The following is a 26,545-nucleotide window of genomic DNA, read 5'->3' as shown; positions in this document are numbered from 1 at the left end:
AAGTAACAGGCACCAGGCATGCAGTTCATTCCAGCGATTTGTCCACAGTGTTCAGGGAAACTGCAGGTGCCTTCCGGGCAAGTGTCCGCCCAATGCGAATACTGCGGTACTGACGTTTTCGTTCGCGAGGTGGAGAAATCTGACGCCAACAGGTCTGCACACTTAATCGAGCTTGCCAACGCTGCAGCGACCGCTGGAAACCATCAAGAGGCGTTTGGGTACTTCACCAGTGTCCTTGAGATCGACAGCAAGAATGTTTTGGCTTGGGTAGGTAAAGGGACCAGTGCTGGATACCTCTCAACCCTGGCCCACTCGCGTATTCCCGAGACGATGGAGTGCTACCGGACAGCAGTCAGGCTTGCTGAAAACGATGCGATGAAGAAAGTCGCAAGCATGGATTGCGCTGTGGGAGCGGTAGCTATTGCAAACGCCTACTACCAAACGTCTTTGAAGCACACGATGGAGTTCATCGCTGTGCCGGATACCCCGTATGAGCACGCAACTCGGTGCGTTGAGGCCGTTCAACTTTGCAAGCTCGCGCTATCTCTCGACCCCGAGGTCCCAGGTGCTTCTGACTTCATTCATACCGTCGCATCCCGAACCTTGAAAGTTGGGAAGCTGAGCGCAGACGAAAAATTGTTTTTGGCGGGCGAGCAGAGCAAGCATGCCCCCGCATCCTCGCCCGCTTCGACCTCAGAGAAAAGTGCTGACCAAACGAGCGCGGACGCGCTGATGAAATTTGGCATGCTGTTATTTTTTGGGGCCACCTACGCTGCGTCGTATTACCTCGTGAAAGAGATGGGTGTAGAGAGGACCTTCTGGGCAATTTTGTTCGCTGGTTTCCTGACCATCCCTATCTCAACCGGTGTCGGTCTGCTTGGCCTTTTGGCAGTTATGAAGATCCGCCAGAAAACGTCAAAGGCAGGCGCCTAGGGGCTAACTCTCAGCCAGAAGGCGCATCAGGGTCAGGGCGTTCCGCTGTCCCTGGTCCTCCTTATTCACATTGAAGACTATGTGCATGGCGTCTACCCGAGCGGCAATGCTCCGGATCTGCGGCACCAGCTCGCGCAACTCGTCGTCGGTGTAGTCGTAGTTGAACCTGTCCGAGGCCGCTTCACCCTTGATGTTCCAGGTCTCCTCATTGCGCCCGTGCAAGCGCAGCAACGCCAGCCGGGTACTGCTGATATCCCACACCGGCTCGACGCTGTTGTAGGTGTGCGTGGGGCTGTCAACGATGACGTGTGCAACCCCCAGCTCTCGTTCGAACTCCAGCGTGTCCGCGCGGTGCGCCTCGTCCAGCCAGGTCTTGTTGCGAAACTCGACCGCGAGCAGCTGGTCGCCCATGCGCTCAACGCACTCGCGCACGTGGGCATGGCCATCCCTGTTGTTGATGACCCATGGGGCGAACTGAAAATGCACAGCCCCGAGCTTTCCCGCCGCCGCAAGAGGCTCCAAGCACTCTTTGAACCTCCGCCATAGTTCATCGAGCACCGGGAGGGGAAGGTCCTTGTAGTAGAGGTTCTTCTTGGACGCCAGGGGCTCAGGCAGGGCCTTGCGAATGTCGGTGTGCAGCACCTTGGGCTCTGTCGCGTGCCCGGTGAAGAGCCGGAAGGACTTCACGTTGAAAACAAAGTCATCCGGAGTGCGCTCGGCCCAGAGCTGCGCAGTGGAAGCGCTGGGCATGGCGTAGTAGGACGAATCCACCTCCACCATGGGGAACAGGCTCGCGTAGTACCGAAGGCGGGCCTCGGCCGTCTTGGCTTTAGGGGGATAGAACTTTCCTGAAGCGATGAGCGACTTGTCTGTCCAGGAGGCGGTACCAACGAGGATGTTCACTTCGTGGGGCTCCGCTTGCTCGGGGGCTTGAACCCCATGGTTTTCATAGCGCCAGCAAGGCTCGTCGCCGCCTTGTCGTAGCCCTCCCAGCGAGAGTTGCCCACTCGCAGCCTCTGATCGAAGCTACGCACGGTCCAATGAGCCCCGCTGGTGAGCCCCGAAAGCTCATCCCAACCCACAGGTACCGAGATACCCATGCCGGGGCGCGCGCGGGCCGTCCAGGCGCTTGCAGTGGTGGCTCCGAAGCCATTGCGCAGGTAGTCGACGAAGATCTTGCCCACGCGGTTGCTAGGCCCCGACTTGACGACGAACCGCTGGGGGATGGTGCGGGCGAGGTGCGCCACCAGGTGGCGCGAGAAGTCTTTGACGGTGTCCCAGTCATGCAGCCGCTTGATAGGGACCACCACATGGAGCCCCTTGCCGCCGCTGGTCTTGAGGAAGCAGGGCAGATCGAGCTCGCTCAGGATGGTTCGTACAAGCCGCGCCCCCTCTTGCATATGCTCCCAAGGCACGTTTTCGCCGGGGTCAAGGTCGAATGTCATCCGGTCGGGCTTTCCGATCAGATCCTTGCGCGCGTTCCAGGTGTGGAACTCGATGGCGTTCATCTGGGCAGCGGCTGCGAGCCCCTCCAGCTGCACCACCTCCAGCAGGGGCTGATGGCCGGGGTTGAGGGAAGGAGGCATTTCACTGATGCCGGCGATGGAGCCCTTGTCCAGGTGCTTCTGAAAAAACATCTCGCCCCCGACGCCCTCCGGCGCCCGCACGAGGGAAACCGGCCGTCCAGCTAGGTGCTCCAGCATCAGCGGCGCGACGGTCGCGTAGTAGCGAACCAGCTCCATTTTGGTGATCCCCGTGCTCTTGTCGATGACGCGCTCAGGGTTGGACACCCGCAAGCCGGCGCCGGGGGGCCCGCTGGGGCTTTCGCTCGGGGGCTTCCCAGCTCGCATGCGCTTGGGCACCTCGCGCACGATGTGCTCTGGCCGCTTGTCGGATCGGACGCCGCGGAAGACGGCATGCCGAACCTTCCCTTCCTTGGTCCACTCTGCAAAGGAGACCTCGGCGAGCAACTTGGGCTCTACCCAGTGGACGTTCTTGGTGATGGCACTGGGATTGGAGAAGGGGCAGTCTGCGGTCTGGATGGCGCCCAGCTTGTCGTACAGATCCGCGAGGACACGGGCACTGAAGCCCGAGCCCACGCTGCCGGCGTACTTGAGGCCCGCATTGCCTGTGTGGACGCCAAGGATGAGTGAGCCGACGCCGTTGCGTGACCCTTTTGGGTCAGTGAAGCCCCCGATCACGAACTCCTGCCTGTTGCTGCACTTGAGCTTGATCCAGTCGGTGCTGCGGGTTGAGACATAACGGCCGTTGCGTCGTTTTCCAATCACGCCTTCAAAGCCCAATTTGCAGGCGCTAGCCACCAGGTGTGCCGGGGGATGCTCGAATGCTTCGCTAAAGCGGACCCGTTCCTCAGCAGCGCTAGAGATGATTGCCTCCAATTGCTCGCGCCGCTGCTCATTGGTCAGGTCGCGCAGATCCCGACCGTCACAATAGGGAAGGTCAAACGCAAAGTACAAGAGATCCTTGGATCTGCGGTTGTCGAACGAGTTTTGCAAAGCCCCAAAGTCGGGAACGCCGTTGTGGTCCATGACGATCACCTCGCCGTCGATCCAGGCGCTCTTGACGGGCAGTTTGCTAATTGCTGCAGCCAGCTCTGGCATCTTGGCGGTCCAGTCGTGACCGTTCCGAGTGAAGAGGCGAACTGTGCCGATCTCAATTCGCGCAAGGAGCCTAAACCCATCCCACTTCAACTCCCAGCCCCAGGCTGCAGGGTCAGGAGGCAGGCCATCCGCAAGGGTCGCAAGCTGGGGTGCCAGTGCGAAGGGGAGGGGGCTCAGGGGAGCCTCAGGGGTCCCTTTGTCCGCACGGCGGGGCATGGTTAGCCCCTCTTCTGGCCTGACAGGTGCTGGCGCACGGCTTCTGCCGAGTTGCCCACGGCCTTCACTGCAGCTCGCAGCTCATCTTCAGAGCAACCCAACGACTTGGTCCAGTCGCGCAACTCGTACTCTTGCTCAAGGCTGATGAGCTTGCGGTCTTGAGACGTGCTTTGCTTGTTGTCGGACATGAGGTCTCCTGCATTATGAAAATTCGATCCTAGACAAACCACATTGATGAGTTTGTAGGATCACTTCCATTGGGACTGGGCGCTGGCAAAGCAATTGGGCTCGTTCTTTGGACGTGGCCATTGCAGTGAACGGTCCAACGAGCAAAACGGTTCTGGCCGCGGATGGGGCCTTTCATCTGTTCATTAAATTGGACAAAACAAGGCGTTTCGCCTAGTATTCTGAACAGATGAAAACTGATCCTGCCGACTCTCCTGTCCTGCATCGACAGCTGCTGCTTCAGCTGGGTGATCGCCTTCGTCGGTTGAGGAAGGCTCGCAAGATGACGGCCGTCGAGATGGCCAATAGCGCAGGCATTTCCAGAACGACGCTCTATGCGGTCGAGGCTGGCGATCCGGGCCCGTCCATCGGCACGTACCTGCGCGTCATGGGGGTGCTTGGAGTGGCTGCAGACCTGGCTTTTCTGGCCGGAGACATGGTTCATGCCGCCCCGGCCGATTCTGCAGCCGCACGCTCTTTCAAGCCAATCCCCCAGGTGCAGATCACAGTCAGTACGGACAATAGGAGACACCAGGCTCAGGATCTACAAAGCTTGGTGCTTCACGAGCGAGCCGTGGAGCTGGTTCGCGAGAACCCAGAACTCCTCGATGAAGCCAAAGAAACGATTGTTCGTTGGCTCAGAGGTGGCAATAAGCAATCGCACGCCCTTTTTGAGGAGTGGTCGAAGATTCTCGGCGACAAACAGTGGAGCAAGGTGCTGGGTCGATCTCGGCATGCGCAAGAGTTGCGCCAGGCGTCTCCGCTCCCTACGGTGCTGCCCAAAGAAGTGCGCGAGAGCATCTTGAGCGACATAGCCAGCCTCAAGAAGGGGGTGGTGGTAGGTGGGGAAAGGTCGTCTCATGAACCGTGACGAGCTTGAGCACCTGATCCGCGCCAGTGGGGCGATCACCAACGAGTATGAATTCGTGATCATCGGCAGTCAGTCCATCCTTGGTCAGATTCCTTACCCGGAGCCGGAATTCAAAATGTCGGCTGAGGCGGACATATATCCCCGGTACGCCCCTGAGCTGGCCGACAAGATAGACGGTGGCATCGGGGAAGGTTCGGACTTCCACCACACCTACGGTTTCTACGCCCAAGGGGTCGGACCCGAAACCGCCTTCCTTCCAGACGGTTGGGAAACGAGGTTGTGGAGAGTGCAGAACGGAAACACGGATAGCCGAATAGGCTGGTGCCTGGACGTCACCGATTTGTTCATGTCAAAGGCAGCTGCAGCAAGAGACAAGGACCAAGACTACTGCTTGGCGCTCTTGCGCAACGGGTATGTTTCACTGGAGGCGGCACTGGAATTGGCGCCCGGTATGCCATTGGAGCCGGAGGAGCTGGAGCGCTTGATCGCGCGGATCAAGCGGTGGGCAAAGTTGGTTTAGGCCAGGCCTCGGTGAAGCGCAGGACAGCACCAACATCAAGAGAATGACCCTTGAATAGCTACCCTCAGTACAAACCACTTCGGAATCTGCTGCGCCAGTACAACCTGCGTGGCTCACTCGAAGACTTATGGTGGTATTTCCAAGCAGTGGACCATCCAACGAACAAAGAGTCGGTATGGACTGACGAGGGGTTTCGGAGTCTGAAGTCGCTCGTCTTCAAGTGGGAAATCTCCATCCTCGCGCGTGAAATCGTCCTGCACGCGGCGCCTAACGGAAAACTCCGGATGCGTCCGTGGAATGGCATGGCAAATGCAATCAACACGCTGCGCCGGGTAGGCAACGAGATGGCTATCGCGAACATGACGCCGGAGAGCTCGTTCAACAGCCTAAACCCCATAGGGCATCAACAGTTTCCCTGGCAACGACAACGCTTGTTCAATTCGCTCATGAGGCACTTCAAAGTGTTTTCAGCACCCGATGTTGAGCGGTTGGTAGTGCGCGAGACGGGTGTCAGCACGCGGGAATGGTTTTTTGTCGGCTTCGCGGCTGCTGGCCTTTTGAACAAAGAGCCAGCCATGTCCATTCGCCAGGATTACCGCGCCTTCGATATCGAACTTGAGCGAAGCGACACGATTCTTGAAAAGCTATCGCAGCCGCTGGCTGACCTCAGAGAACAAATCGTTGCTGCCGCTAGGCACGACGAAACTTGGGCTTACACGTGGAACCCGCTCGAAGCTCGACCACTCGTGAGTTTGGACCCGATGAGACCGGAACGAATGCACTGTCCAATTCCTCACTTCGTCATCCGGCGCGCCAGCCAAGGCCTCTTCTACGACATTGCACGGGCAGAGGGTTTCAACAACCCTTTTGGAGCATCATTCCAGGCCTACTTTGGAGACGTGCTGTCGGCAACATTCTCAAGCCCTAAGTTCACCATCAGCGAGGAGCGTGTCTACCACGTGGGGCGTGACAGGAAAGACGGTGTGGACTGGATATTGGCCGACGAAACGGGAAGCTTATTCGTCGAATGCAAAGCGAAACGCATGACTGTCGGCGCGAAGTCATCCATAGACCCATTGATCATCGGTCAGCAGGTCGAATTCCTGGCGAAGGCAGTGATCCAGCTCTACAAAAACATCGCTGACGCCCTCGAAGGACACACTCACTGGGCGCCCAATGGGTTAGCTATCTATCCGCTCGTTGTGACTCTTGAGGATTGGTACCTATTTGGACCTGCCGCGGGTCTCCTGGCCGAAGGAGTGAGGGTGAAAATGGAGGAGGCGAATCTTGATCTAAGCTGGCTGGACAGCATGCCTTACACCGTCACTTCCTGCGCTGAGTTTGAAGAAGTGAGCCCGACGATTGGCCAGGTAGGGATCGAGGCATTCTTCAACCTAAAGCACTCGGGTGACCAACGCGGTTGGATGTTGCGAGAGTTCGCGAACGAACAGTTCGGCGAGGTCTATCAGAGGACGTGCCGCCGTGACCTATTCAAGCACGAATGGGTCCGAATCCTGCCGGAGAACGTACTTCCCTTTAAGGTCCCAAGCGCTGGCGAGGTCTAGCAGCCTGGCCTGGCTCATTGATGAGCTTGTCGCAATCAAGTTTGATCGCAAAACGTTCATCAGTGATCTGTTGGCGGATCACGGCGTGCGCTGTCCAGCCGTATCAACGCGGCAGACCTTCATCTTCTGCGCAACCATGATCGCCCACTTGGAACCGTAATCGGCAGAGCCCCGCGCCATGCGCTCGGCAGCTTCAACGTCTTCAAACGTCGGTGCGGTCAGTCCATGCTCTTGGGCGTACTGGGCAGCAGCTGCGAAAACCGCCTGCAGCTCCAGCTTGATCCACTCATCTAGCTCACGGTTTTTGCGGTGCAGCGCTTCTGCCTGGAATGCGTCGTAGAGGATGCTGGCTGGCGCTGTGCGCGGCCTGAAGACGTCGTAATGTTGGGTTGTGTGAGCCACTGTCATCTCCACTTTGTGCCTGAGCGAAAGCCCTCGGCAAAAGCAATGCGAACGATTTCTTGAATGGCTTCTTTAGGCGGTCCCATCGCCAAGGCCGCTTCGATCATCGACCCCGCGTTCGAAGTCATCATCCAGTGTTGGGCGATCAAGTCGGAGGCGACATGAAGTGCGCTCTCGCAATCCTCCTCGGCGCCGGTTTCCACCATTTCGACAGTGGTGAGCCACTCGTCAAATTCGTCCCAGAAGGCGCAACCCGCGTGGCCGGGGTCGGCAACAGTGGCTCGGTCACGGACCAGCACATCGAGCGCAGTGGCCATATCGGCTGGTACGGCTATCGGTCCCTGGAAATTGACCAGCTCGCTCCGGCTGAGAGCAGGCTCAGCTTTACCGCCCTTCTTGAACAGCATGATGGTGAGGTCACCCGACTCCGGCAGGAAGAGCAGTACGCGAAACCCCTGAAAGTCCGTGGTGGGGCTCACTGCCTCAAAACAGAAGCCCACCTCACCGTTGCCTGTCAGGGCGTTGTAGGCGGTCGTGGCGTGACCTACGGTCCCAGCGACCAGCAGGCACCCGCCGTCGGCATCGAAAAACACCTCCGGACCCTCTTCATCCCGGACTGGCAGCATGCCGACGAGGGTCTGGTACTCCTCTTCTCCAATGGGGGCCTCCAGGGCTAGCCATGCCTTCATGTCTGCAGGTGTGACACCGACCTCTTCGCAGAAGACCTTGGAACCGGATGGCCACATTGCGATGATCGCTTCGAGGGCCGGGGCTTCGTGGTCAAGCCAGACGGGCTCAGCAAAGGCTCTTTGTTTCTGCGGACTGATCTTCAAAACCAAGGCAGTCGAGTCCCAGTCAGCTTCTACGGTGTGATGCTCATGCAGGTAGCCCTGGCCTCGGTGGAGCCAGTGCGAGAACATGCTCAGATCGGCCTGTTTCATTCCTGGCCGCATCCCTTTCACCATGACCTCAATCGCCCGGTTGTCAAAGGCAGCGAGAGCATCGTTGGCATCGCTGAGAGGCTGGGGAAGGGATTCGCCCCGGCCTCGTCCGTCCAGCGCGGCAAATGCCACATCCAGGATGGAGGATGAATAGGCGGCGATGGCTTTGGTGTGCTGCACGGGACCACACTGCACGTCGATTTCCTGGGCCCATCCGACGAATCCCCGGTCGGACTCCAGTAGCCAGGGTTTCATCTCCAGCCGTTGGGGCATTCCAAGCATGCGATTGATGCCCCACGCCTGATTGAGGAATTCCGACACAGAGATGGGGGCGGCGGCATCGACCAGCATGCGGATCTGGCATCGGAAAGCCGGGACCACGATGGAATACACCAGCAGAGGCGTCAGCCCGGGATCAACCTCGGCGGCAATGCTGTCGTACGGCGTGACGCGTTTCTTAGGGTCGAGCCCCACATTCCGGGCCTGCTCGATGAGCAGGTACTGCATTTCCGCGTCGTAGATTTTTGCGGGCATTGGGGTCTCCTGGATCTATTTTCGCTGCTTCCGATAGGCGAAAGCAGGGGGCTACCAGCCGGGGCTTTCCTGCCGCAGCGGAGCCCACATAGCGCTCACGGTTTGCGTTTAAGCACGTAAGCCGTTGAATTGGTTCACCAGTTCGGGGTAAGGAGGCCTCTGCACGGATTGCGTTTAAGCACTTTTCGCGGCATTTCAGGGCGACTGTGTCTGCGCGTGATGTCTGTGAATCCTCCATGCCCCTGCGAATGCAGCACCAGCAGCCAAACACCCGGTCGCGAACTGCCAGGGTGACTCATAAATGATCGCATTGGAGAGCCAGAGCAGGCAGTTCATGCCGATCACCAGCCGGAGTCGGACCCCAGCGAGGAAGAAAAAGGCATAGGTGACACACGAGCTGCCCACGGCAAGGACTACCGAAATCGGCCCGCTCCATGTCACCGCAGCCGCAACCCACGTTGCGCCCATGAATGCGCTGCACAGAACCACCTTTTTCCGCAACGACAGCTTATCTGGGCGAATGGCCATGTAATTGCGCAGAAAGATTATTGAGCACAACGCTGTAGCTGTTGCAGAACCAATCGACGCGTTATGTGCGATGGTAAATAACGACGCCCAAAAGGCGTTTCTGCGTAATGCAGAATCATTTTTGACGATAAGCCCCGCAACGTTCAGGACTAATGCGATAATCCCTGTCGCATGGGCTGAGAGAAATAACCAGTCTATTTTTTCCATCCAATCCACTCCCCGATACCTGAAAATTATAAATGATGCAACCTGCAAATCTAAATCCAGAACTGATCATTCGTCTTGCCACAGACGAAGATATCGAATCAGTGGATCTGCTGCGCATTGGCGCTTACAAAAGTGCGACATGGTTCGCGGCTGAAGACTACGACCGCCTGAAAATGGCATCCGACCCCGAAGGAACTGTCGTTCTTGTGGCTGAGCCCCATGATCAACCCGGTACGCTGCTCGGAACAGTGGCCATCGCAGTCTCCCAGGACCGGCAGTCGCTGGAGAAAGCGGTCGGCGCCAGCCTGGAAGGCCGCAGCCTTCAGTTCCCCTGCGCTACTGTTATGCGCCTCGCTACCGCTGAGAAAGCCCGAGGCATGTGTATTAATCACATTCTCCGGGCCTGTTTTGTTGGACAGGCACTGCAGGATGGCTGGGAATTCTTCTGCTCCTCGCAGGCCAAAGGAACCCCTAATATCGAAGCCATGAAGCAACTGGGTTACCGCTTTGAAGAAGTGCCGTCAGCATTGATGAGTACCGTAAAGGTTGCCGACGACTCTCTAATGCTCAATTGGCTATATCGCGAAGACTTTATCGACACTCTGTGCAAGATAAACGAATACTTGGCGGCTAAAAATGCACCGCGCTGGCAACTGGTTGAACACCAAACCAACTAAAAGCGTCTTTTGAACTCATCGCCTCGTCCGTCATTGGTGCCGGCGAGTGCGAACACAGAGGAGAGCCATTCAGAAAAATTGGGGTGGCAATCTGGTGCTGGCCCAGATGGTCCTTCTGAACCAGCCCCAGTGGTTCAACTTGTGGATGAGCCAACGCCTGGACGACGGAATTGACACTGGAGCAGGCGATTCCTCGCGATCCCAAAATGGCCTCCCACTCCTGCGCATCCAGGCGTGAGAACGCCACCTGGAGGATGGCATTCAGCTCACCAGCACGATCTAGGCGCACGTGGTGCTCGGCGAAGTCGAGAGCAACGTGCTCTCCGACTCCCAGCAAATTGCAGAGGGTCGTGAATTGCTGATCGGACCCGATGGTCAGCATCAGGTAGGTGCCCTGATCGCAAAGGAAACGGCCGAACGGGCTGATAAACGGGTTGGCATTCCCGACAAGCGTCGGGCTGCGCCCAGTGAGCAATGTGGACTGAGCGAAAGGCCCAAGGAGCGCGAACCCCGAGGAGAACAGGTTCGCTTCCACTTGCCCGCCCTGGCCGGTGGCCTGGCGCTGGTGGAGCTTGGCCACAATGCCCAGCGCAGCGAAAAGACCGGTGGACTGGTCCAGGATCGGCGGCGCTGCCTTCATCGGACCGCAATCAGCGTTGCCAGTCAGGCTCATCCACCCGGAAGCGGCCTGCGCAATGGCGTCGTACCCAGGGCGGTGCGCGAATGGGCCAGAGCCCCCAAAGCCGGTGATCGAGCACCAGATGAGTTTTTTGTGCTCCTGCATGAGCTGATCTTTGCAGAGCCCCAGTCTCTTCAGCGATCCCACTTTGAAGTTTTCCACCACCACGTCGGCCTTGGCGATCAACTCACGGATGTGCTCCAGATCCGTCGGGTCTTGCAAATCCAGATGCATCAGCCGTTTGCCTCGATTGGCTGCGAGAAAGTGCGGAGCCACCTGCTCACGGTGAAAAGGAGGGCCCCACTTGCGCGCCTGGTCGGGGCTTTGCGGGGACTCCACCTTCAACACCTGAGCGCCCAGATCCGCCAGCAGCATCGCGCAGTACGGGCCAGAGAGAATCCGGCTGAGATCGACAACTCGGATTCCCTGGAGTGGGAGGGGCTGGTGCATGTGAATTCGCTTTCGGCTTGGACTTTAGGAGCTGTCGCGGCCCATGCCCACTTGAACCAAAAGCAGGCGCGCGGGTGCGCGGGTCTAGGCACTGATCTCCGAGGGGAGGGCTGTACGCGCAGCCGTTCAGCTGTCGGAGGCTGAGGTCAATGCCGCTTAGGATTATCCGAAGCCGCCCCCGCGTAAAGGGGGGCGAAAAGCACGCAAAACGCCTCTGTTTAAGGGTGGAGGCCGTTATTCGCTTGGAGATGCTGCGGGCGACCCGTCGGTGACTGAGTTCTCGCCCTCAAAATTTTTACGACACGCAAAGGTGTCTGCACAGGCTACGCTTGACGAAGCTGATATTTCTGAGATGCTGCGAGGGCTGAGTAGGCGGTTCGGCAAATCAATGCTGCCGCCTAGAACTGCGCACTCACCATTCAAGAAGGAGAGGGAAGTATGAGAAAGCTGGTTATCTTCGCAGTGGCTATTTTTTCTTTAATACGAATTGGAGAGGTTCAGGCCCAAGAAAAAACAAGTGGACTGCAGTGTATGGCTGAGCAACTGTCTAGCTGTAAACTGACAAATACAAGCGTGAATGCATCAGCTCTAAATACTTACAGTAGGGCATTCAATTGCATGAAATATGGCAGCACAAGTGGGACAAATTTTAATTTCAGTATTCCTATTCCGGAAGTTGGTCCGGTGGGATTTGGTTATGGGAACTCCGCTCAATATTCGACCGAGATATGTCGCGAAGAGATAAAGAAATTGGAATCCTCTAGCTTCGTTAAGACATATAGCGAGGTTTTCAGCGCTGATTGTGGAAAAACACTGGCAGGGCAGTACGAGCAATGCCTCGCAAAAAAGGTCGAGCTTGAAAAAATAGGCACTCCGGCGATTCAAAGTCTGCAGTGCAATGCCGTTCAATCTAGCCGGAATATGGTGATCAATCTGCGCTATACGCCTGCTGTGCAAGAGGTACCATCTAACTATACAGTCAGCTCGGTTGGCGGTGTAGCAGGTTTATCCTGTGAAAAAGGAGTTGTTCCAGGTATATACTCACCCACGTCTATGCACTGTGAGGTACCTCAAAACACTGGTAGCGAAACAATTATTGTGCGACTGGCGAATACAGTCTCTTGCCAAGTTCCCTTGAGAACGGAACGGGCCGTTGAAATATCTTCCGCAAGAAAGAATTCGTGTGCCAGTGTTCTCGGTAAACCAAACATCCTGGGAGACCTTGAGCCTATTGTTCGAATGAACGCAATCGGCATGTGTGACTCATGCTTGGCTGCAAATCTCGAAACTCCTGATAGCGACCAACGCACACTTGCAAGTCGATTGAGGGGATGCCTTGTATGGGCCACTCAGAACATTAGTGGAACTTCTTTTTGCTCAGCGCCGCCAATGTCGACAACGGGAACACCTGGATTCTCAAACCCGTTTGATACGGCCTCGATACCAACATTAGGCTCTCCAATCGGTTTTGTAAATCCATTTCAATCACCTGCCGATAACCAAAATGCAAAATGGGGCCACATTTCTATGAGTCAAATTTCCCCCGCTGAAATGCAGATCAAAACCAATCATGCAAAAAATCTCTGCATCACGTCAAGTGATACTGAGGTTCTTGTGCGTCGTTTATCAAATTCCCAAAAGATTCCTATTGACTATCTGGCCTCTCCGGAAGGGCAAAACCCTATGTTGGCAGAGCTCATAAAGGCAATAGATAAGGAAATTAAGTAATAAATGCGACTTGGGGTGGCGCTGCATAGTTTTTTGCCATGATCCATCCCGTCGTTTTATTCACTTGTGGCCTGTTGGATTGTCCAGTGATCGATTTATCGGGTAATATTACTAGTATTAGCCGATAAGTATGGTGTGACGCCCGCGAAATGAACAACACTCTTGCCGTTACGCCTTGCCGACTTCAACATCTTGAAGACGGGTCTCTTTCAGCGATGAAGGAGCTCCATGTGGTGTTTGATCTGTCCGTCGCAGTGTCTGTGGGTCGCCACTTTGTCTGCCTCGATCCTTTGTCGGCGACGGCGAGGCATGAAGTGACCAACCTGCTGGGCCGATGATGGGTTTGACCCCACCCCGCATTGACGTGACGGTTGTCACCGATTCTGGCGATACCCTCGTGGTGCCGCGTAGCGCCCTGTTGCAGGTGCCATTGATCGCTACGGTCGTGGACGTGACCCACGCCAACTACCCTTCAGGGGTGAAAACCAAAATCACTCTCACCGAGCAGATAAACGGCGTGGACGGCCAGCGCGGCTCTCGCACGTTCATGGTGATGGAGAGCTACCAAGCGGTGTGCATGCTGATCAAACACGCGGAAAACCATGACCACACCTGAGATCAGCGCTGAGGCGACGCTGAACGACACGCTCAAGCTGCTGGAGGAGGTGTCCGCCTACCTCAAGCGCTTGCCGCACGTTCCGATCACGGCCGAGTTGGTGCGCAAACTGGACGCGCACTTGCAGACGCCCGAGACCATGTCAGCCAGGCGCTTGGCCGAGGAGCATGAAAGAGCGCAACGCGCTCGGGGAGCCGCAATCTTGTCGCCGCTGGGTGTCCCATTGGTGGAGCTGGAGGTCTACGCAGATCGAGTGAAGATCCAGATCACGCCGGTGGAGCAATTCCAGGGCCATGCGTTTCAACGGCTGGTGTCACGAGAATTCATTGAGCTGCCACTGGGCCCGCCGCGCGAGGGGGGAAGCGTTTTCCGACGGCGGAAGCCGCCTCAGTAGGAGACACGGCGATTCAGAATCTCGGCTGCAGGGAAGGTCAGTTTTTGGCGGGAGCCGAATACCAGTAGTTTTCAAACACCAACTTGAAGATCATCCACCAGGCATAGATACCTTGGTGACTGCTTGGCGCACCAGGTGGAAGAAGGCCGTGAGCCAAGTCGTTGCGAATGTTGGGGCCCGTCTGATCACAAAAGACGGCTGAGATTTCAAACGTCCTGTCTGGGCCAAAAATGGACAACATCTCAGGCTTGGCGATGAGTGTGCTCAAGCCGTGCTCCATTGCCACGCCGTCCTCTTCCGGCCATGCCGTTACGACATTCTTACGCTTGAGCTGACAACGCACCATGTGTTCCAGCTGTGGTACCAAGAGGTGGAGTGCGGTGTCAAAGTCTCCTTCGAACCCCGCCTTCAGTCCTTTGGCCACCAATGGCGCACGCTCGTTTGGGACGACCGAGGAAAACGAGCAAATCCCCAAGAGATCCTGTTCCTCGATGAGGTGATCCAGAACAAGCTGATGCCACGCGGGAAGGATTGCCCCGTGACAGACGAGCTTCACCGAGATCATATGGTGCTCCACCATCTTGCGCGAGATCGCGGCGTTGTTCGTACCGCTGTCCGCTGTTGCGCCGGTGTCATAGGCTGGCGTTTTACGCACCACGCGCCCTCCGTCAGCTAGATTTACTGTGGCGAACAAGGAGCCGGCGACGTATTTCTCCAAGCTCTGTATCGCTTCCTGGCGGGCTGAGGCGAAGTGAGTCCAATGGTGGATTTCTGAGAAGGCGAGCAAAGCGTCAAGCAGTTCTTTGTTCTCCACAGAGGAGATAGCTGCGTCCGCGACCTCGCTTAAATCCCATGAAGGCCCATGACCGATAGGAAATTCCTCCAGCGACCTTGCTTGCGCTTCACCGTGAAGCCGCAACAGCTCATCAAGTTTGGCTTGAACGCCCCTGGTAGCGCGAAGCCGCGTTGGAATCGTCAGTAGTTCGTGACGTGCATCGTTGTACCAGTCCACGGCCGAGAAGAAGCTTGGACGTGGCGCACTGATGCGTCGTGTGGCTTCATCAATGTAAATTTCAGAGATCAAGACCGAAACGTCGGAAGTACCTTCATGGTCGTGCAGCAGGCGATACAGTCTTTTTGCAAGAGTGAGATGAGCCGTCGCCTGATAAAAGTTTCCCTGAATGCGTGCTTGTCTTGAGCGATCCACCAGCAGCCCAGCCAGGCTTTGATAACTGGTCGAGCCGAGGCTGAAATCGATCAACATGCCGACGACCGACAAGCTGATGTTCGTCTCGTTGCCAGGTGCCAGCTCAGATTCACAAACACCCACGAGTTTGTCGGTAACGCTTGAAATGTACTTCTCGCCTTCGTCCCTCTTGTACACCTGCAATGCAAGCGTTAGCCCGCGACGCCAGCATTGTTCACTGCCAAGTGTCAGCCATGAATCCAGGTCGAGGGGCATCTTGAAATAGGCTTGCATGGCAGCTTGTGCATGCAGGGGGTTTCTCTTGGGCTTTCCGGCGAGCCATGCAATATCCGCCAGGCGAGCCCTGAGCGCTGCGTCATTCACAACAGGGTAGACGCTGGCGATCAGCGAAACGTACGCTTCAAAGCTGCCCACGTCGCGCGGCATGTTGAATTCGGTGCGAGCTCTCGGGTGAAAAGGTTCATTCCGGAACTCCGCGCGCAGCTGGAGCGAACACGCATCGGCAAGGAGATAGATCGCTCTTGCTGTGCGGAATTCACCTCGTTTGTGTGCCTGTGATCCCAGGTCTCGAAGGAGGGTCCACCAGTCGTCGACGCTACGAGGAGGACCAGGTTCCAAGCCCCAACAGCTCGGAGTGAAATCCTCCATGGTGATCTCGGTTGCGTCGTGAGGGCGATGGTCGGAGAACATAAGGGTGATGGGCGAGGAATTGGCGGCTGTCCGTCGACCCACCGAACGCAGAAAAATGGTCAATGTCACATTGTCGACGTCAGTCCCATGCTCTCAGATACCCGTCCACCCGTGGCAACCCAAAAAAAGCTATTTGGATTACACGACGTCGCCGCCTCGCTGGCGCTCGGCTGCGTACTTCTGGGGCTATAACACCATCGGCCGATTGCGACGTCCGCAAATCGTGAGTGCTTCGCACTACAGGAAGGGAGCACTCCTGGGGAGGGGGGAGGGTAGTCCATCCTACCCAAACCCGCAGGTGGTCCTTATACTGTAGTTATGTACAGTGATCGCCTCCTCATAGCACCGCAACCCCTGGCCATCGAGTCTGGCCTGTTGGAGTTGCCGCTGGCGGGCGCCACGGTGCGCGCAGGCTTCCCATCGCCGGCAGAGGACTTCGCGGTTGACCGTCTGGACTTGGCCTCGATCCTCATCACGCACCCTCAGGCAACGTACTTCATCGGCGTCAGGGGGGACAGCATGCAGGGGGTAGGAATCTTTGACCGAGATCTATTGGTGGTGAACCGGGCATTGCGCCCCACCCACAACGACGTGGTCGTAGCTGTGATTGACGGCGAGTTCACGTGCAAGACCTACTGGCGCCGGAATGGCCGCGTCAAGCTTGTTGCGGCCAACCCGACCTTCCCCGACATAGTGCCCAAGGACGGGCAAGTAATCGAGGTGTGGGGGGTTGTGACTGCCACGATAAAGCGTTTCCGGCAGGGAAAGTAATTATCATGCCGATAATTTCCCTTATTGATGCGAATAACTTTTATTGTAGTGCTGAGGAAGCCTTCAGACCTAGCCTAAGAATAAAGCCGTTAGTTGTATTATCAAATAATGACGGCTGCTGCGTGGCTCGAAATGGCCTTGCAAAGCAACTTGGGATAAAAATGGGCGACCCCTGGTTCAAGGTCGCGAAAATGGTGGAAACTGATGGTTTGGTGGGCCTTAGTTCGAACTATCAGCTTTACGGGGACATGAGCAATCGAATGATGAGCCTTGCCGCGGGTTATGGACCTATACAATCCGTATATTCGATAGACGAAAGTTTCGTCAGCCTTGACGGCGTCCGTGGCGACTTGGTCGAAAGGGGTCTCAAAATCCGCGCTCGCATTTTGCAGTGGACTGGACTGACTTGCGGAATCGGTATTGGACCGACAAAAACGCTCGCCAAGCTGGCCAATCACATTGCAAAGAGTGCCGAACGCAAGCCTGGAAGCTATCCGGCTCACCTAGCGCGCGTTTGCAATCTTGCCGCCCAATCTCCCGGTGACCTCGAAGCCTTGCTTGGGGCAACGCCCGTCGGCGAGGTGTGGGGAGTGGGGCGCCGCATCGGGGCCCAGCTTGCAGAAGCCGGAGTTCTCACCGCGCTCGACCTGGCCAAGATGCATGCGCCGACAGTCCGCCGCAGGTGGAGCGTCATCCTCGAAAAGACCGTGCTGGAGCTGCGAGGAACGGCTTGCATCGAGATGGAAGAGATCCCCAGTGAAAAAAAGCAGATCGCGGTCACGCGGTCCTTTGGCAAGACCGTGACAGAGCTGGAGCCGCTTCTTGAGGCGGTCAGCGAATTTGCTTCGCGCGCCGGAGAGAAGCTGCGCAAGCAGGGGAGCTACGCCGGCGAGGTATACGTTTTTGCCCACACCTCGCCGTTTCGTCAAACGCCGCAGTTTTCGCGCGGGATGGTGGTTCCGCTTCGCAGACCCACGGCCGATACCCAACTGCTCGTGGCCGCAGCGTGCGAGGGGATGCGTCGCATCTACGAACCAGGGTTCCAGTTGGCCAAAGCGGGAGTAATGCTGCTCGATCTCGGCCCATCGACGTTGCACCAAGGTGAGCTGGATCTGGAGGAGCCAACCGGCAAGGACATGTCGGGGCTCATGAGTGCCATCGACGGAATCAATTCCCGATACGGAAAGCGAACGGTTTTCGTAGGGAGCGCGGGAATGGCCGAAGAACACCAGTGGGCTATGCGGCAGGAGCGCCGCACGCCGCAATACACGACGCGACTGGCAGACATTCCCATCGCGCGAGCGTGAAGGTTCAACCAGGGACCAACGACCGAATGTGATCCCCGGCATTTTCATCATCGTCCGTCGAGTACGAGTCGGCGATGCAGGCGCACTGCTCGACCACCGCAACGGTAAAGGCAAGCAGCTCGCGACTCATTTGCTGATCCGGGGCGAGCACACCGTGCGAACGAGCCATTTCTTCGAAATCCTCAATCCCAAGCGCGTGGGTTCGTTTCAGCCAGTTGTCCACGAGAGTTCCTTTCGATTAAGCCTACCAGGCTCAGTTTCCCCATTGTGGGTCAAACCTGAGCCACCGTCACGCCGGTTTGATGCCACTAATCCTGAAAGAGCCTTCACTGGATCAAAGCAGCAGGAGCATGAATTCATGTTTCCGAGCTGTCGAGCGGGAGAGGTTGATTTCAATGAAAAGCGCGTATAAAAGTAAGTTGGCGCATTGACGGATACTAGCGTTAATCAGAAAATGTCATATAAGCAAAAGACAACAGGATTCAATCAATGAAAATGGCGGGCGAACGGAAATTCCGACTCAGTCGATTCGGGGTAACACTTGCGGGTGTTTACTTCTTGGCAGCTGCTTTTTGTGTCTGTTATTCGATTGCAAATAAGGCAGACTCCAAAGGCAGCTATGTGTTAATGCAACTGCCTATCGCAATACAGGGCTCTTGGCTGCATCAAATGGGAGCGACGAGTTTTTTGCGCACGCTGTCGTGGCCTGAGGCTTATTTGGTGATTGCGGCGCCCACGATGCTCGTCTTATATGGAATCGGACACCTATTCGGAGCAGCATTGACCCGGCTGAGGGGTTTTTTCTGAGCAAAGGCCAAAATGAAGCTTTACGACGTAATCGAGTTCGACTGCGGACACGGCTGTTCGTCGGAAGGATTGGTTGTTTCAGTTGATGAGGAAACTGAGCGAGTAAAAGCCGTGGACTTCCTGGATGGGTCAGTTTGGGCCGGGTCAATGGACAACGCCCGAGTTTTGGCGCCCGAAGAAATCAATGAAGCTCTTATTCACGCAGGGGCGCAAATACGGCGGCTATTGCCGCCATACGGGCCATCAAAACCAAAAGATGAATTTGAAGCAGGCGGAAAGCCCTTTTAGCCCAGAGTGCGCCGCATCGGGATCAAAAAGCGGGGTAGAGGCTGTGAGGCCATAGGACGGCCAGGAAGCCCCGGAAGGCCGAAGTCCACCCTGCACCCTGTGGCGCCCGTTTTCGATCCCTTGGCGGGCCTGCAATCGCGTGCCTCATATCTTGACGCGTCAAGGCGGGAAAGTCCGCCCACCACCGGGGGTACAGCCGCGAAGAGCGATCACCCTGTGAATTCCGCTCGAAGGCAGGCCCACAGGCGAAGGGCCCAGGCGCCGGGCGCAGCAGGCGGCTGCAGCTCGTGTCAGAACACCGTAGCGCGGAACCTCTAGCCCCCAAAACCCAACCCAGCCAGTCGGTGCCTTCCGAGTGGGAAGCCCGGGACAAAGCGCCAGGTCGACCAAAGGCCCGTGCCAGAAGCCGAAGCCAGGAAGCAGCCGGCGTAACGCAGAGAGGTTGGCGGCGAGGATTCCAAGGGAGATTGAACGGCCCGAGCAATCCTGATTACGGCGCCGGGAACAGGTCTGAGCCCGATTTTGGCCGTGACGTCGGGGGCGTTTCGTCGGGAAAAACGGAAGGGCGACCGAAAACCATCAGCAGCCTGCATATCCACGCGGACAAAGCCATCCGCACGCGGCAGAAAGAAAACAATGCACTTTCATAGTCGCCAACTCCATCGAGCCCGAGAACATTAAACCGGGAGGAGCGCTGAGACGTCACTCTATGCATTTCTCATAAGCCCAGTATCAACACGCCGGGGGAAATGAAAGCAGGCGGGCGCGGGATGAAGTCCATCGGAGCCGTGGAAGCACTAAAACATCATCCCGTGAAAACGATAGCGGAATCGAAGGGTGCAAATCGAATTTAAGGCCTCGAAACCAGCACCTCGAAAGACAGCCCGGGGAACCGAACTCCAAATCGAGGGGAAGCAAGCCCGAAAACTCAGGTACTGAAGCCAAGGGGCCCAGTAAACATCAAGAGAGAGCATCGACCCTTAATGCATTTCTCATAAGGCCGGGAAATAAAGGCCGTGAAGACTAGAAAGGCGCCCCCCGAATGAAAACGGGGTGATATGCATCTACATGGTCCCGCCATCAGCCGACAGTTGTTGAATGACCCATCGAGCATCCACCCAATTCGCTGAGTCAATCCGAGGATGCTTCATCGACGGACTCTTTTGGAAACCTCATGACATGTCGAATCGACGTCGCTGCATTCACAATGTGCTTTGCTTTTCGTCGTACTACCTGAAGTTTCCTTTCGGTCTCAACGACCTTATCTATCTCCCAATCTTTTGCGAACTCCTTGAGCTTGTCAATACTGAATGAGCCATCAATACCTTTCTTGATGGGTACTCGAATGCTCACTCGCTTGTTCTTGGGTCCGTACCATTTGATGCCGGTCCACTTAAGGTCTAACGAGTTGCCTTTCTTGGTGCACGAGAGCTGAAGGGTGCTACGGGAATCCCAACCCTTGGCTTTAGCTTCGACAGCGTCAACGTGACTCAAGTACCCGTCTTGTGCTCTCACGGCTTCGTCAAAGAGCTCCCGGACACATGCCTCGATAGCGTCCATTGCATTGGTGTAGACGGAATTCTCAGGGTGGGGTACATCCATATGTTTACCGTGTGTTGATCTACCCGGTACTTCCATCCTATAGCTCCGAGGTGTTTAGCGGATCGTTTCTTCAGGATAGATGTACCAGGCCAAATTCATCCTAATAGGATGGAAGTACCGTTCATCTTAGCATACACAATACGGTAGCGGCCTCATCGGGATGGATTCACCCAGTCAATCCATCCGACTACAGGATGGAAGTATCTTAAGCACCAAAATTCGCGCAGTGGGGTTGAACGAAGCGGCGGACGTCTAGACACATGACAATAGTCGGGATGGATTCACCCGGTCAATCCACACTATTAGGAGTGAGAGACCATCAAACGAATGTGTCTCGCAGGCTCACCTGTTAGAGTCTTCTATAGGGGGGATTTGTGGGGTAGATCCATCCTATTACAGGATTGAATTGCATCAGTTTCTGGGGTTCAAGTCGAACTTGGTTGGGAGTACGTAGCTTGCACGGATTAGGAGCGACTGTGGAGCGACAGACCTAGTAGCGACCTGCGTACTGAGGGGCGACTGTGGTGATGGTGATGCGAATTGCTGATTGCAATTCGTGTACAATTAAATTGCAATATTGCACAGGAGGGAAAATGAACGTTGTTGGCATTGATATCGGCTACTCAGGTCTGAAATTGGCGTACGGTCCATCTGATGGCAAAATGAAAACAGTGTTGCGTCCAGCGGGTGCCGCCCCAGCGGATCGATTTGGAAGTCGCTTTGACGGGCGGTCGCAAGATGAGTTTTTGCATGTGATGGTAGATGGAGTCCCATTTATCGCGGGCGTTTCCACTGATCGGGCTGAGATGTGGGAGAGGTCACTTCATGCCGATTATGCAAAAACCGATTCGTACAAGGCGCTATTTCATGCTGGCCTCTTGCTTTCCGAAATGAAAGAAATCGACTTGCTGGTGACGGGTTTACCCGTCAATCAGTTCCAAGACGACGCCCGCCGTAAAGAATTGGAAATGCGTTTCACTGGTGAGCACCAGATCACGCCAAAGCGGACTGTGATCGTCAAAAAAGTGAAAGTCGTTGCACAGCCAATTGGTGGGATGCTGGACTACATTAACCAGGCTCAAGCAGACAATGACCACGTCGAAATTACCGATGAGCACCGGGTTCTCGTGGTGGACCCAGGTTTCTATTCGCTCGACTGGGTGCTGGTGAGCAATGGGCAACTTCAGCGTCAATCCAGTGGAACGAGCATCAAGGCTTCATCAGTGCTTCTGGAGCAAGCCGGAATTCTGATTGCTCAAGAATATGGGTCCAAGCCATCTATAGAGGCTATTGAAAATGCACTTCGGAATGGCAAAGACACAATTCTTCTGGCTGGAGATCGTGTGGAATTGAAGCCGTACCTGTCGAAGGCTAGTGAATCGCTGGCGTCGGTGACAGCGACTTCAATTCAAAAGTCTCTTCGGGTTGAATCCATGTCGCCTGACGTCGTTGTGTTAGTCGGTGGTGGTGCCCCACTTTTCCATGACGCTATTCAGGGCGCTTTTCCCAAGCTTAAAGTTGTCACGCCCAAAGACCCAGTTTTGGCGAATGCCCGCGGGTTCTGGTTGATGGGCGCATCCACATGAAACAGGGGAGCCTCAAAGTCGTCGTAGCGATTACTGAGGCCTACCCAACACTTATCTTCGCTTTGGGTCAGGTGCCTGAAGGGGTCCGCTCTGAGCGACTGAGAATCTTGGCTCTGCTGGGCTTACAGGTCGAGAATGGTTCTGTAGTTGTCTCTGCACCTGTCTCGGTCAAGACTGCAGATGCGGAATTAATGGCTTCGGGCCAGCCGCTGAAATTCGCTGTGGTGCTAAACGCGGCCCAGCCGCGTCTGTACGCTGAAATTGAAGCAACACCCTCTCGTTTTCGCGCAGAGAGGTTGCGATCATTGGCAGCGATTGGATGGCAAATAGAAAGTGGTGGGCTTGTGACTTCGGCCGCTTCCGTCAATCCGCACCCAACCAAAACACCGCATGTACAAATCGCAGAGTCCAAGCAAAGAGAACTTCCACAACGCAAGGTTGAAACTCCCTCTGTCGTGGTGCCATCATCAGCATCGTTGTCAGGCGAGAACGCGGCATTAGCTCAGAGTTCTGGCGAAGGGAGGGAAAAAGAAATGGACGCCAACGCGGTAGGGTCGAAAGTTCGTAAGTTCGCAAAGTTACTCGGCGGTCTAGATTGATTATGAGCAACTCAAAAAAGAAGGCATCACCTACTCAAACCCAGCAGGATGCCCCGAACGGCTGGCACATGGGGGAGCCGCCAGAGGGTGAAATGGTGGCTATGGCGTGCAGAAAGTGGTTTGCGATGCACGAAGGGAAATACATCGAGGTGATAGCGGGCGACCCGAAGCGTTATCTTGAAGGGTTGGCGCTACAGATCATGATGCAACCCACCGTCACTGTTATCTATGGTCGAATCTACATGCAGGGCGAGTTCCCATTTGTTCTAGACGAGCGTGGATCACCGGTTGCCGTGTATCCAAATTCTGTACTCGCCTGGAGCTATGTGCCTGACACACTTTGGAATCTTCAGGCAGTCGCCCTTACTGACATGGCCGTTCGCGTGGCGAAGGTGCCCCCTGAGTCAAGAAAAGACGCGTGATGGGTAAATTCCCTCGCTGGGATGTGGCCGTGCCGCTGGTTGGCCGTTTGCCAGCACGAGACAAAAACTTCGCGGATTTCAGCGGCACGACGCTCGCTAGGTAATGGGCCGATCCATTTCTTTCGCATCATCCTGGCAGCGAAGCTGGGTAATAGGGGTCTCCTCGTTTTCAGTGCAATAAGTGACGGTACGCAAAGCTAGCACTGGCGCGGGGGTGGTCTGGGTAGACCGTTGATTTCATTGACTTTCCTGTTCGCTTTGTAAACGGGTATGGTGGCCTCCCACTTTTGAGGTTCACGATGCAGGGTTGGCACACAACGTTTTTGGGGATGCGTGGGCTCCCCCGCGATATCAGCGACTTCGAGATGAAGGCATTTTTCACCTTCGATGGTGCCGAGCGCGACGCAATCAATGCACGCCGAGGTGATTCCCACAAGCTTGGTCTGGCGCTCCATATTGGTTTCCTGCGCATGAGTGGGCGTTTGCTCGGTGCCTTTCGGGTAATTCCAGTAGCCTTGTGGCGCCACCTTGGCAACGAGCTTGGCATTGCAGCACCAGAAGTCGCCTCGCTGAGAGCCATGTATGAACGCGGGCGCACGCTATTCGATCACCAACAAGTAGCCTGCACGGTCCTTGGATTCCAGTGGATGAGCGAGCACCAGCGCCGCTCACTGGTACGTGAACTGCGCGACGAAGTGGCGCGCTGCGCCGACCGCGATCAGCTACTCGTGCGGGCGCGTCAATGGCTGTACAAGAACAAGCTGGTGATCGTGCACGAGCGGGCAATTCGGACACTGATTGCGGCGGCACTTGCCCAGCTTGAAGTTGAAACAGGCACCGCCATCGCCGCCAGCGTTGATCCAGCAACACTTGATCGCTGGCGAGCCTCAGTTTCAGAGCTGCGCCCAGATGGACAAACCCAGCAGAGTTGGCTATGGGCTGCACCGGCGAAACACTCAACCCGCCAAATCAGCGAGGTACTGGAGCGCATCGACCTGCTTTACACGCTGGACGTTCATAAGCACCTGGCAGACATCCCCGATCTCATCTTGCGCCGCTACGCGCGCCGACTTGTCTCCAGGCCGCCCTCAGCCGGAGCCAAGATCAAAGAGCCAGCGCGCACCGTGGAGGTCGCATGCTTTCTTCGGTATTGCCTGTTCACCACCACAGACCAGTTGATCCTTATGGTGCAGCGCCGGATCGCCGATCTGTGGCGTCAGGCTGCCGCCGATGTCCCCGCTACCGTCAATTGGGCCGCAATGTACAAAACGCTGCTCGGCGAACTTGTTGCCTTGAGCGCGCAAGGTGCGGTGCCAGATGCTGAGTTGCGTGCCCGTCTTGAAGCCTTGATCACCGAAACCCAGAAACGCAAACCACCGAGCAGGGCCTCCCTGGTCCGCGAGGGATTGATTGATGGAATTCGCCCCGTGCGGTCGTTGCTCGTCGCCATTGCAAAGCTGCCCTGGCAGGCCACCGGCGAGCATCCTGCCATCGAGTACCTTGCCAAGCTGCAAGCTTTATATCTCAAAGGATCCAGAAAGCTGCCAGTTGAAGTGGTGGCACCAAGTCTGGGAATGATCTGGCAGGTTTCGATCTCCAGCCCAGACCGGGAACGGGCGTTTCAGGCGTTGGAGGTGGCCACCCTGTTTGCCCTGCGCCGCGCGGTGCGCAATGGCTCGGTCTGGATTGAGCACAGCCTGAGCTTTCGGGGTCGTGCGCGCTTGTTCTTCACGGACGAGCGTTGGCAGGCAGAGTCCAAGAAACACTATGCCCGTCTATCGTTACCCAGCAAGGCTGCCACTTTCTTGAAGCCTTTGCTGGCCAGAGTAACTGCCGGTGTCGATGCGGTGGCCGCTGCAGCCCGCAGTGGCGTACTGCGCGTGGATGATGAACTCCATTTGTCGCCATTGCCCGCAGAGGACGAAGACCCAGAAGTGACCAAGCTGCGCGCGGCTTTGGATCACCGCATCGGTGAGGTTCAATTGCCGGAAGTGATTCTGGCCGTTGACGCCCAGGTGCGCTTTAGCTGGATCATGCTCGGACGTGAGCCGCGCTCTACCGACGAGCTGCTGATGGTCTATGCCGGCATCATGGCCCACGGCACCAGTCTGACTGCGGTCGAATGCGCGCGCATGATTCCGCAATTGTCTGCCACCAGCATTCGCCAGGCCATGCGCTGGGCGCGGGACGAACGGCGTCTGAGCCAGGCCTGCCAGGCTGTGCTGGAATTCATGCAGCGACACCCGATTGCCGCCACCTGGGGGCGGTCCGATTTGGCATCTTCTGACATGATGAGCATGGAGACCACCAAACGGGTGTGGCAAGCCCGGCTTGATCCTCGGCGCAACACACCTTCCATTGGAATCTACTCCCATGTAAAAGACCGGTGGGGCATCTTCCATGCGCAGCCCTTTGTGCTCAATGAGCGCCAGGCGGGCGTGGCCATTGAAGGTGTCATCCGCCAAGAAAAGCTGGAGACCAGCCAGCTTGCTGTGGATACCCATGGCTACACCGACTTTGCCATGTCACATGCCCGTTTGCTTGGTTTTGATCTTTGCCCGCGGTTGAAGGAACTCAAACAGCGCCACCTCTTTGTGCCACGCGGCACCAAAGTGCCCGCAGAAATCGCTGCGGTGTGCGAAGCCAATGTCGACGTCGCTTTGATCGAAAAGCATTGGGATAGTCTGGTGCACCTGGCAGCCTCGGTCATGAGCGGACATGCCAGTGCGGTGGCAGCTCTTGCGCGGTTCGGTTCTGCCGCCCAGGGCGATCCAATCTATGAGGCTGGCGTGCAATTGGGGCGGTTGCTGCGTACGGCGTTTTTGGCTGACTACTTTGTCAAGGACGCTTTCAGGAACGAGTTGCGCCGGGTGCTCAATCGGGGCGAGGCTGTTAACGCCCTCAAGCGCGCCATTTATACCGGCCGGATCAGCCCGGCGCAGGCCAAACGTGTCGATGAAATGCAGGCTGTGGCCGATGCGTTGAGCCTGATGGCCAACATCGTGATGGCGTGGAATACCTCACAGATGCAGGCGGTCCTGGATCGCTGGTCGAACCGCCGCCAGGTCATTCCACCGGAACTGATCGGGAAGATTGCGCCCACCAGGCTGGAGAGCATCAACTTGCGGGGTGTGTTTCGCTTCCCGGTTGACCGCTATG

25 protein-coding genes are annotated in these 26,545 nt (G+C 56.5%); 15 read left to right on the top strand and 10 right to left on the bottom strand.

The annotated features are described in order from the left end of the window. Positions 1-18: 18 nt before the first annotated feature. On the top strand, positions 19-933 hold the full coding sequence (locus ACSQ3N_RS26390) for a hypothetical protein (protein WP_436137096.1): 915 nt from the start codon (positions 19-21) through the stop codon (positions 931-933). Between the two features lie 3 nt (positions 934-936). Here ACSQ3N_RS26390 and ACSQ3N_RS26385 read toward each other — a convergent pair whose 3' ends face one another. From ACSQ3N_RS26385 to ACSQ3N_RS26375, 3 genes are read right to left on the bottom strand one after another with little or no spacing between them, the layout of a single operon-like run. Further along, complete coding sequence (locus tag ACSQ3N_RS26385; protein WP_436137095.1) at positions 937-1,836, bottom strand: DUF72 domain-containing protein; 900 nt, start codon at positions 1,834-1,836, stop codon at positions 937-939. Next, positions 1,833-3,770: a DNA ligase D gene (ligD, locus tag ACSQ3N_RS26380; RefSeq protein ID WP_436137094.1), complete on the bottom strand. Its 1,938-nt coding sequence runs from the start codon at positions 3,768-3,770 to the stop codon at positions 1,833-1,835. The genes ACSQ3N_RS26385 and ligD overlap by 4 nt, the downstream gene beginning before the upstream one ends. Positions 3,771-3,772: 2 nt before the next feature. Continuing rightward, the gene (locus ACSQ3N_RS26375; protein ID WP_436137093.1) at positions 3,773-3,958 is read right to left on the bottom strand and encodes a DUF3606 domain-containing protein; all 186 of its coding nucleotides are present in this window, start codon (positions 3,956-3,958) and stop codon (positions 3,773-3,775) included. Positions 3,959-4,185: 227 nt separating this feature from the next. Here ACSQ3N_RS26375 and ACSQ3N_RS26370 point away from each other — a divergent pair, with 227 nt between their 5' ends. From ACSQ3N_RS26370 to ACSQ3N_RS26360, 3 genes are read left to right on the top strand one after another with little or no spacing between them, the layout of a single operon-like run. Continuing rightward, positions 4,186-4,866, top strand: coding sequence for a helix-turn-helix domain-containing protein (locus tag ACSQ3N_RS26370; RefSeq protein ID WP_436137092.1), 681 nt, complete (start codon positions 4,186-4,188; stop codon positions 4,864-4,866). Continuing rightward, on the top strand, positions 4,856-5,386 hold the full coding sequence (locus ACSQ3N_RS26365) for a DUF6036 family nucleotidyltransferase (RefSeq protein ID WP_436137091.1): 531 nt from the start codon (positions 4,856-4,858) through the stop codon (positions 5,384-5,386). The genes ACSQ3N_RS26370 and ACSQ3N_RS26365 overlap by 11 nt, the downstream gene beginning before the upstream one ends. Positions 5,387-5,436: 50 nt before the next feature. Then, on the top strand, positions 5,437-6,951 hold the full coding sequence (locus ACSQ3N_RS26360) for a hypothetical protein (RefSeq protein ID WP_436137090.1): 1,515 nt from the start codon (positions 5,437-5,439) through the stop codon (positions 6,949-6,951). Between the two features lie 78 nt (positions 6,952-7,029). Here ACSQ3N_RS26360 and ACSQ3N_RS26355 read toward each other — a convergent pair whose 3' ends face one another. From ACSQ3N_RS26355 to ACSQ3N_RS26345, 3 genes are all read right to left on the bottom strand, one after another. Next, on the bottom strand, positions 7,030-7,353 hold the full coding sequence (locus ACSQ3N_RS26355) for a hypothetical protein (RefSeq protein WP_436148019.1): 324 nt from the start codon (positions 7,351-7,353) through the stop codon (positions 7,030-7,032). Between the two features lie 2 nt (positions 7,354-7,355). Further along, positions 7,356-8,828, bottom strand: a complete 1,473-nt coding sequence (locus tag ACSQ3N_RS26350; RefSeq protein WP_436137089.1) for a hypothetical protein — start codon at positions 8,826-8,828, stop codon at positions 7,356-7,358. 195 nt (positions 8,829-9,023) lie between these two features. Next, entirely contained in the window at positions 9,024-9,563 is a 540-nt protein-coding gene (locus tag ACSQ3N_RS26345) for a YgjV family protein (protein ID WP_436137088.1), read from the bottom strand. 32 nt (positions 9,564-9,595) lie between these two features. Here ACSQ3N_RS26345 and ACSQ3N_RS26340 point away from each other — a divergent pair, with 32 nt between their 5' ends. Further along, positions 9,596-10,240, top strand: a complete 645-nt coding sequence (locus ACSQ3N_RS26340) for a hypothetical protein (protein WP_436137087.1) — start codon at positions 9,596-9,598, stop codon at positions 10,238-10,240. Here ACSQ3N_RS26340 and ACSQ3N_RS26335 read toward each other — a convergent pair. Then, the gene (locus tag ACSQ3N_RS26335; RefSeq protein ID WP_436137086.1) at positions 10,194-11,369 is read right to left on the bottom strand and encodes a CaiB/BaiF CoA transferase family protein; all 1,176 of its coding nucleotides are present in this window, start codon (positions 11,367-11,369) and stop codon (positions 10,194-10,196) included. The two genes, ACSQ3N_RS26340 and ACSQ3N_RS26335, sit on opposite strands and share 47 nt — an antisense overlap. A 438-nt stretch (positions 11,370-11,807) precedes the next feature. Between ACSQ3N_RS26335 and ACSQ3N_RS26330 the strand changes: the two genes are divergently transcribed. The 3 genes from ACSQ3N_RS26330 to ACSQ3N_RS26320 all read left to right on the top strand — a co-directional run bounded on the left by ACSQ3N_RS26330 (position 11,808) and on the right by ACSQ3N_RS26320 (position 14,107). Continuing rightward, positions 11,808-13,097, top strand: a complete 1,290-nt coding sequence (locus tag ACSQ3N_RS26330; protein ID WP_436137085.1) for a hypothetical protein — start codon at positions 11,808-11,810, stop codon at positions 13,095-13,097. A gap of 364 nt (positions 13,098-13,461) precedes the next feature. Further along, positions 13,462-13,713: a hypothetical protein gene (locus ACSQ3N_RS26325; protein WP_436137084.1), complete on the top strand. Its 252-nt coding sequence runs from the start codon at positions 13,462-13,464 to the stop codon at positions 13,711-13,713. Then, complete coding sequence (locus ACSQ3N_RS26320; protein WP_436137083.1) at positions 13,700-14,107, top strand: hypothetical protein; 408 nt, start codon at positions 13,700-13,702, stop codon at positions 14,105-14,107. Before ACSQ3N_RS26325 ends, ACSQ3N_RS26320 begins: the two co-directional genes overlap by 14 nt. Before the next feature lie 37 nt (positions 14,108-14,144). On the opposite strand, the gene ACSQ3N_RS26315 is transcribed toward ACSQ3N_RS26320, so the two are convergent. Beyond that, positions 14,145-16,067: a DUF4209 domain-containing protein gene (locus tag ACSQ3N_RS26315; protein WP_436148018.1), complete on the bottom strand. Its 1,923-nt coding sequence runs from the start codon at positions 16,065-16,067 to the stop codon at positions 14,145-14,147. A gap of 255 nt (positions 16,068-16,322) precedes the next feature. On the opposite strand from ACSQ3N_RS26315, the gene ACSQ3N_RS26310 reads away from it, so the two are divergent. Then, a complete protein-coding gene (locus ACSQ3N_RS26310; protein ID WP_436137081.1) occupies positions 16,323-16,775 on the top strand; it encodes a LexA family protein in 453 nt (150 codons plus the stop codon). An 11-nt stretch (positions 16,776-16,786) separates the two neighbouring features. Beyond that, entirely contained in the window at positions 16,787-18,082 is a 1,296-nt protein-coding gene (locus ACSQ3N_RS26305; RefSeq protein ID WP_436137279.1) for a Y-family DNA polymerase, read from the top strand. Between the two features lie 4 nt (positions 18,083-18,086). On the opposite strand, the gene ACSQ3N_RS26300 is transcribed toward ACSQ3N_RS26305, so the two are convergent. Further along, positions 18,087-18,305, bottom strand: coding sequence for a hypothetical protein (locus tag ACSQ3N_RS26300; protein WP_436137080.1), 219 nt, complete (start codon positions 18,303-18,305; stop codon positions 18,087-18,089). 596 nt (positions 18,306-18,901) lie between these two features. Between ACSQ3N_RS26300 and ACSQ3N_RS26295 the strand changes: the two genes are divergently transcribed. Beyond that, positions 18,902-19,177, top strand: a complete 276-nt coding sequence (locus ACSQ3N_RS26295; protein WP_436137079.1) for a hypothetical protein — start codon at positions 18,902-18,904, stop codon at positions 19,175-19,177. Between the two features lie 1,131 nt (positions 19,178-20,308). On the opposite strand, the gene mobI is transcribed toward ACSQ3N_RS26295, so the two are convergent. After that, positions 20,309-20,779, bottom strand: a complete 471-nt coding sequence (gene mobI, locus ACSQ3N_RS26290; protein ID WP_436137078.1) for a conjugative transfer protein MobI(A/C) — start codon at positions 20,777-20,779, stop codon at positions 20,309-20,311. Between the two features lie 593 nt (positions 20,780-21,372). On the opposite strand from mobI, the gene ACSQ3N_RS26285 reads away from it, so the two are divergent. The 4 genes from ACSQ3N_RS26285 to ACSQ3N_RS26270 all read left to right on the top strand — a co-directional run. After that, positions 21,373-22,365 carry a StbA family protein gene (locus tag ACSQ3N_RS26285; protein ID WP_436137077.1) on the top strand — a complete coding sequence of 331 codons (993 nt, stop codon included), beginning with the start codon at positions 21,373-21,375 and terminating at the stop codon, positions 22,363-22,365. Continuing rightward, the gene (locus ACSQ3N_RS26280; protein WP_436137076.1) at positions 22,362-22,964 is read left to right on the top strand and encodes a hypothetical protein; all 603 of its coding nucleotides are present in this window, start codon (positions 22,362-22,364) and stop codon (positions 22,962-22,964) included. Before ACSQ3N_RS26285 ends, ACSQ3N_RS26280 begins: the two co-directional genes overlap by 4 nt. A gap of 2 nt (positions 22,965-22,966) precedes the next feature. Further along, positions 22,967-23,386: a hypothetical protein gene (locus ACSQ3N_RS26275; RefSeq protein ID WP_436137075.1), complete on the top strand. Its 420-nt coding sequence runs from the start codon at positions 22,967-22,969 to the stop codon at positions 23,384-23,386. A 299-nt stretch (positions 23,387-23,685) separates the two neighbouring features. Then, on the top strand, positions 23,686-26,545 hold a 2,860-nt coding region (locus tag ACSQ3N_RS26270; protein ID WP_436137074.1), incomplete at its 3' end, for a Tn3-like element IS1071 family transposase.

The sequence above is a fragment of the Acidovorax sp. LjRoot194 genome (assembly GCF_964253015.1).
Classification (GTDB): domain Bacteria; phylum Pseudomonadota; class Gammaproteobacteria; order Burkholderiales; family Burkholderiaceae_C; genus Acidovorax.
The sequence above is the reverse complement of the archived record's forward strand: the minus strand, read 5'-3'. Positions and strand labels throughout refer to the sequence as shown.

Bases quoted from the DNA above. Each gene is read 5' to 3' on its own strand.
- ACSQ3N_RS26390 (WP_436137096.1), top strand. From the start codon at position 19: ATGCAGTTCATTCCAGCGATTTGTCCACAGTGTTCAGGGAAACTGCAG.
- ligD (WP_436137094.1), bottom strand. From the start codon at position 3,770: ATGCCCCGCCGTGCGGACAAAGGGACCCCTGAGGCTCCCCTGAGCCCC.
- ACSQ3N_RS26375 (WP_436137093.1), bottom strand. From the start codon at position 3,958: ATGTCCGACAACAAGCAAAGCACGTCTCAAGACCGCAAGCTCATCAGC.
- ACSQ3N_RS26370 (WP_436137092.1), top strand. From the start codon at position 4,186: ATGAAAACTGATCCTGCCGACTCTCCTGTCCTGCATCGACAGCTGCTG.
- ACSQ3N_RS26365 (WP_436137091.1), top strand. From the start codon at position 4,856: ATGAACCGTGACGAGCTTGAGCACCTGATCCGCGCCAGTGGGGCGATC.
- ACSQ3N_RS26350 (WP_436137089.1), bottom strand. From the start codon at position 8,828: ATGCCCGCAAAAATCTACGACGCGGAAATGCAGTACCTGCTCATCGAG.
- ACSQ3N_RS26345 (WP_436137088.1), bottom strand. From the start codon at position 9,563: ATGGAAAAAATAGACTGGTTATTTCTCTCAGCCCATGCGACAGGGATT.
- ACSQ3N_RS26340 (WP_436137087.1), top strand. From the start codon at position 9,596: ATGATGCAACCTGCAAATCTAAATCCAGAACTGATCATTCGTCTTGCC.
- ACSQ3N_RS26335 (WP_436137086.1), bottom strand. From the start codon at position 11,369: ATGCACCAGCCCCTCCCACTCCAGGGAATCCGAGTTGTCGATCTCAGC.
- ACSQ3N_RS26330 (WP_436137085.1), top strand. From the start codon at position 11,808: ATGAGAAAGCTGGTTATCTTCGCAGTGGCTATTTTTTCTTTAATACGA.
- ACSQ3N_RS26320 (WP_436137083.1), top strand. From the start codon at position 13,700: ATGACCACACCTGAGATCAGCGCTGAGGCGACGCTGAACGACACGCTC.
- ACSQ3N_RS26310 (WP_436137081.1), top strand. From the start codon at position 16,323: ATGTACAGTGATCGCCTCCTCATAGCACCGCAACCCCTGGCCATCGAG.
- ACSQ3N_RS26295 (WP_436137079.1), top strand. From the start codon at position 18,902: ATGAAGCTTTACGACGTAATCGAGTTCGACTGCGGACACGGCTGTTCG.
- mobI (WP_436137078.1), bottom strand. From the start codon at position 20,779: ATGGATGTACCCCACCCTGAGAATTCCGTCTACACCAATGCAATGGAC.
- ACSQ3N_RS26285 (WP_436137077.1), top strand. From the start codon at position 21,373: ATGAACGTTGTTGGCATTGATATCGGCTACTCAGGTCTGAAATTGGCG.
- ACSQ3N_RS26280 (WP_436137076.1), top strand. From the start codon at position 22,362: ATGAAACAGGGGAGCCTCAAAGTCGTCGTAGCGATTACTGAGGCCTAC.
- ACSQ3N_RS26275 (WP_436137075.1), top strand. From the start codon at position 22,967: ATGAGCAACTCAAAAAAGAAGGCATCACCTACTCAAACCCAGCAGGAT.